Source organism: Pseudoalteromonas sp. S3260, assembly GCF_005886925.1.
GTDB classification, from domain to species: Bacteria; Pseudomonadota; Gammaproteobacteria; order Enterobacterales; family Alteromonadaceae; genus Pseudoalteromonas; species Pseudoalteromonas tetraodonis.
The window spans coordinates 1-5,010 of the sequence record NZ_PNCV01000151.1 but is presented as its reverse complement, the minus strand read 5'-3'; the positions used below and the strand labels follow the sequence as shown (position 1 = coordinate 5,010).

The 5,010-nt window shown below is 40.0% G+C and carries 2 protein-coding genes and 1 pseudogene; all 3 read right to left on the bottom strand.

The window, feature by feature from the left end; all coding sequences use genetic code 11:
- Positions 1–120: 120 nt before the first annotated feature.
- A pseudogene (locus tag CWC14_RS17200) lies at positions 121–1,844 on the bottom strand (response regulator).
- A gap of 119 nt (positions 1,845–1,963) precedes the next feature.
- Entirely contained in the window at positions 1,964–4,294 is a 2,331-nt protein-coding gene (locus CWC14_RS17195) for a fatty acid cis/trans isomerase (protein ID WP_138564110.1), read from the bottom strand.
- A complete protein-coding gene (locus tag CWC14_RS17190) occupies positions 4,294–4,656 on the bottom strand; it encodes a hypothetical protein (RefSeq protein ID WP_013463853.1) in 363 nt (120 codons plus the stop codon). Before CWC14_RS17190 ends, CWC14_RS17195 begins: the two co-directional genes overlap by 1 nt.
- Positions 4,657–5,010: the final 354 nt, after the last annotated feature.

The following is a 5,010-nucleotide window of genomic DNA, read 5'->3' as shown; positions in this document are numbered from 1 at the left end:
ACCAGATCTCAGGTTAAATAACCACTAAATTGCTGTAGTAAAATTGAGCGCACGTTAGATCCCAAAACAGAGCTTAAAAACTCAAACTAACGTAATAAGGAATAATTAAGCAAGTGAGATTTAATCAACCTCAGGTAGAAAAGCATCGTTTAGCGCCGCGATTATGCTTTGCTGATCTATGGGTTTATGAATATGACCTATTGCTCCACAAGCTTTAGCGCGAGCAAGATCACTATCAGAGGTGTTTGCGGTAACCACAATAATCGGCAGTGTTTTATCGTTATCATGCAAGATTTTAGTGGCTTCAAACCCATCCATAACCGGCATATTTAAATCCATAAAGATGACGTCATAAGATTTTTTGGCGACCATTTCACACGCTATTTTGCCATTCTCAGCGCATTCAGCGTGTATGTTCAATGCGGTTAATAGCTTAGTGAGTACCAGCATATTAAGTGGGTTATCTTCAACGACTAAACAATGTAAGTTATCAGGAATTGACGATGACTTGCTTAAAGTAGTATCCATCTCTAATGGTAATGTTAAAAATACAGATGCCCCTTGCTGACGATTATTTTCAAAACGAATCTCGCCATTTAAGGCATCAACAATATATTGTACACGGGCAAGGCCTGTTCTGAGTCCTTGAAAATGGTTACTTTGCTCAGTGCTGTCTAATTCTAATTGCTCGATAAGGTGATCAAAGCCACAGCCGGTATCCTCGACGCTCAACGATAGTTGGTTATTGTTGAGCGTAGCGATGACTTTCACCTCTCCTTGCTCTGTAAACTTTAATGCATTACTAAGTAGCTCATTAACTATTTGTTGTAGGCATGCATGATCTACAATCACCGCGCAGTCTAAGCTCGCTGCTAGCTCTCTGATTAACTTTAACCCTTTTTCAGTACAACCATATTCATACACAACTAACACTTTATTTATGGTGGTTATTAAGTTGTCAGAGGTCGGGTTTAACGACCAACGATTTAAACTCAGCGCTTGTAAATCTTGTAATTCATCTAACATCGCCAACAACCTCGCCGAGCAATACCGAGCTTGGCGTTGTATATCCTGCTGTGAAGTGGGAATTTTTAGCTCATCGATCGAGGTAATTAACCCCTGTAATGGGGTTCTAAATTCATGACTGGCTCGTGCAATAAAGTGCTCTTTGTTATTACTTACCTGCTCTGCAAATTCTTTTTGTTGTTGATACTTTTGTAAGGTCTGCAGAACTCGTTTTTCCATCGGCATAAACACAAATCTAAGTTCTAAAAACAATAATGCCAGAGTAAAAAACCAACAAAGCAGTTCAATACTAGAGATCCAATCAACCTTTTTTACCGCTTGTTGCTCAAATAAGCTCACCGCAGTGTCTAATTTTTTGAGTAATGCTTCAACTTCGCTCACAGAAAACGAAGCCAAATTAATAGGCTCCTTTCGAGAAACCAAATTTTTAGCTTGCGTTATAAAGGCCAACACTTCTGCATCTAAGTTGCTTGGGGGGCATAATATAAATCAAATAAAGGTGTATTTAGATAAACTGCGTCACCTTGTTCATCCTTAGTGAGTAAATATTCATGGGCTTGTTCAAATAACTCAAGGGAGTGTTTTAACGATTGAAGATGTTGTGCGTGGTTATCCGTTTGATTAATTAATGCATTGCTATGCCAAGCTATTTTTTGCGAAAGCATACATTGCTTGCCAGCTATATTGATAATTTTTGCATCGTATTTTTGCACTGAAAAGAAGTATTGCATCAGTAATGCAGATACGCTGACCAACAAGGCAATAGCAACTAAAGCCCAACGGTAACGTTTGCGAATACTCTTAACAATGTTGAACATAAACTAGGTTACTTTTTTTGTTTTAACTGTAGCCTAAGCTTAGCAAACTAATTACTAAATTATTAAATATAAAAAACCCAGCTAGTTAAGCTGGGCTCTTGTAACCGTTTAGCGTGTACCTAACGATTTTCTAGTCGATTATAATCAAACATGCCAAATTCAACACCTCGGTACTGGCGGGCAACCTGATGTAAAATATCGCTGTATTGCCAAAATTGCGGGTGAGTTCGACGAATCGCAAACTTAGACTTTAAAGCGCGATAATCAGCTTCCACTTGCATTAGCGGTAACTGTTCTGCAAAGGCCGAAACCTGTTGGGCGTTATTTAAATACCAAATTGCAGAAGGGTAATCACCAATAAAGCCCGGAACAATTGTCACCGTATCTTCTTCATAGGCGCGCTGTCCGTCTTCGTTTAGTAGACTCGAAATATTATAGTGCGCGTTATGGTGAATAATTGTATAGCCTGTGTGGCCATCCTGCTCTTTCACTAGCACATAAGATAGCTGTGGCAGTAAGTTAACTGCTTTGGCAGGCATGGTATTAATCGCACTTAATGGTGCGGGTACTTTTTTATAGTCATAACGAGGACTTAAAACGGGCTCTAATGCCTCTTTAATTAAGCCATATAGCTCTGATTGCGGTTCATCTGTTTGATAGTTAATACCGCTGGGTTGACTAAACTCACGATTGTTTTCAAAAAAGGTCGACAAACTAGGTGGTGATTTTCGATACCAACTCTGTTTAATTGTCTCTCGCTGAGCTTCAGGTAACAAAGCTAAAAAGTTGTGCTCACCTTCTAAACGTAAAAAGTCCATGTATAAGCGCGTTATTAATTGATGGCCAATATTGCCATACACATCAAAGCCCGCAACTAACAAGTAATGAATACGCTCAAACAGCGCGTAATCAAGCACCCACATAGTTTTAGGTTGTTGGCCAATAAAGCCCTTAACTACAGTTGCACTATCAAAGTGTCGAAAAATAGTCAGTGCCGCATTTTGATTATGCCCATCCCCTTTCCACAATAAGTCGGTGGTTAAATGCTCGCCGTTTTTGAACAGATTATTAGCAAGCTCTACCTTGGCCTTTAAGTAACGTTTTTCGCGAACCGAGTATTTGACCCAATTAGAAATCGGTAACGCATTACTTTCCTCTGCTGCGGGCAACTCTAATGCATCCTCATGTTGCACCAGCATTTTACCTACCGCCGGAGTCGCTACCTTTTTAGGATCAGCAAACGCCACCCAAAAATGATCATTAATCACATTGAGTGCTATTTGACCACGACAAACAGGGCCTTTAATAAAGCCCATAATAATTAGCTCAGCTTCATCGAGCATAAATTGATATTTTGCATCTATAGGCAGTGCTTCAAACGTTTTAAACGGGTTTGATGCAAGGGTAGGCTCATAGCTTGGTAAACTAGATACAGTGTAATTTGGCGCAATAAATTGCTGGTAAATACGTGCCAACTTTTCATCATTAAGTTTAAGCGGTAAATGCGTTTTTGATAAAATAGTAGAACGGTCGTGAAGCAGTCGATAATAAACACGCTCAACGTTTGGATTATCGTAAGGGCGACGAGAACTTATTAATTTAATGTCTTCACCAGGGGGAGTACTTGAGCGTACCAACTTAAAAAAGTTAGGTGATTGTGCATCACTAAAGTAGATGTGTGCTAAAAACCAATGCTCATAAATATAGCGCGCTGATAATTGGTACTTCAAACCATCTTGATTTAAAAATGTTTCCCAGTTTTTTACTTGCGCAAGCTCAGCAGCTGATGGCGGCTTGATGTGCGCCATTTTCCCGCCTTTTTTAATCCAGTTTTGTAAGTGCTGAAATTCAGCAGCAGTCACTCCAGGCAAGCCATAAGGCATACCCGCATGCGGTTGCTCATCCGCTAATTGGTCAAACTCACCCATCGTCGCACAACTTTGGTTGCGGCTAAGTGAAAAATCAAAACGTTCATCTAATACTTCATCTTCTGGCAAGGGTGAACTTTGCTTTAATACCAGCGTATTAAATAACACACTACCCGCTAAATTGGCTTCTTCAGTTTGTGCTCGCTCGTTTAATACCGGGCTAAATTCTTTATCACGCCATTGCTCGGTCGTGGTTGCATCAAATAATAATCGGCTCGGCGTTGAGGCTAACAACCGAGTACCATCGTAAACCAACTCTTTACTGAGGCCTCTGTCGATACCTTCAGGAGAAGAGAGTTTTAATTGGCAAGGCGCATCATAACAGCCATGACAAACCACGCAGCGGTTATCGAGTACAGGCTTTACCTGCTGTAAAAACTCAGCCCCAGCACCGCTATTATGAGCAACCATACGATCTTGTGTTTGCTCAGGACCGAATAATTCATTGTAATGTGCATTACCTAAGTAAGCACAACCACTTAAGATAATCAGTACAAAAGTACCTATAATATTTTTTTTCATTATTCAGTCTCATCACCTAAATCGAACGTAGGCATCATATCAATTTGTGGTGATACGAATGTTAGGTTTTCAACAGTAGTCACCACAGCGCTTAATAGAGGGCCCTGTGTTATGGTTAATTGAGCGTCATGCTCGCTATGCGCTATGGTAGCAAAGCTTGAATTGATGATATTCAACTCATAGTCTGCAATGCTAATGCCTATACTACTGTCAGCACTGGGGTTCTGGCATAGTTGAGTAAGCAGCTCATCACTTAAGATAACTGAAATTTCCAAGTCAGGCTGCGCTAAGTCACGGGTACTTAGTGTTTCATCTAGAATAAATAAAGGAAGTGTTAAATTGCTATCTTGTTCAAGTTCCATTGGACTCTCTGCGCTACTGACTATTTAATTATTACCTATTATAACAACGTTCCAACTTAAATAACGATAAACAAGCCTTAAAATAGCCTCGTTAATTTTTAAGCAGCGGTATCAATGCTGCTTTAAACTTCGTTACGACAACAACAGGAACGCCAAACTTCACTCATTAAAACCTGAAACCTGCAGCATTACAGTAATTGAGAACTTAACGATCGTTGCTACTAAGCACCAATGCATAAGGTAAGTGTAGAACCTTCATGCTTTACCCTCTAAGTGCGATAAAACTCAACCCAAGTGACAGTGTTAAATTTACACCGAGCTGTTTTACCTAAAAGTATCCGTCCGGTGATCACC

Excerpts from the sequence above, each read along its gene's own strand:
- CWC14_RS17195 (WP_138564110.1), bottom strand. The coding sequence starts at position 4,294 with ATGAAAAAAAATATTATAGGTACTTTTGTACTGATTATCTTAAGTGGT.
- CWC14_RS17190 (WP_013463853.1), bottom strand. The coding sequence starts at position 4,656 with ATGGAACTTGAACAAGATAGCAATTTAACACTTCCTTTATTTATTCTA.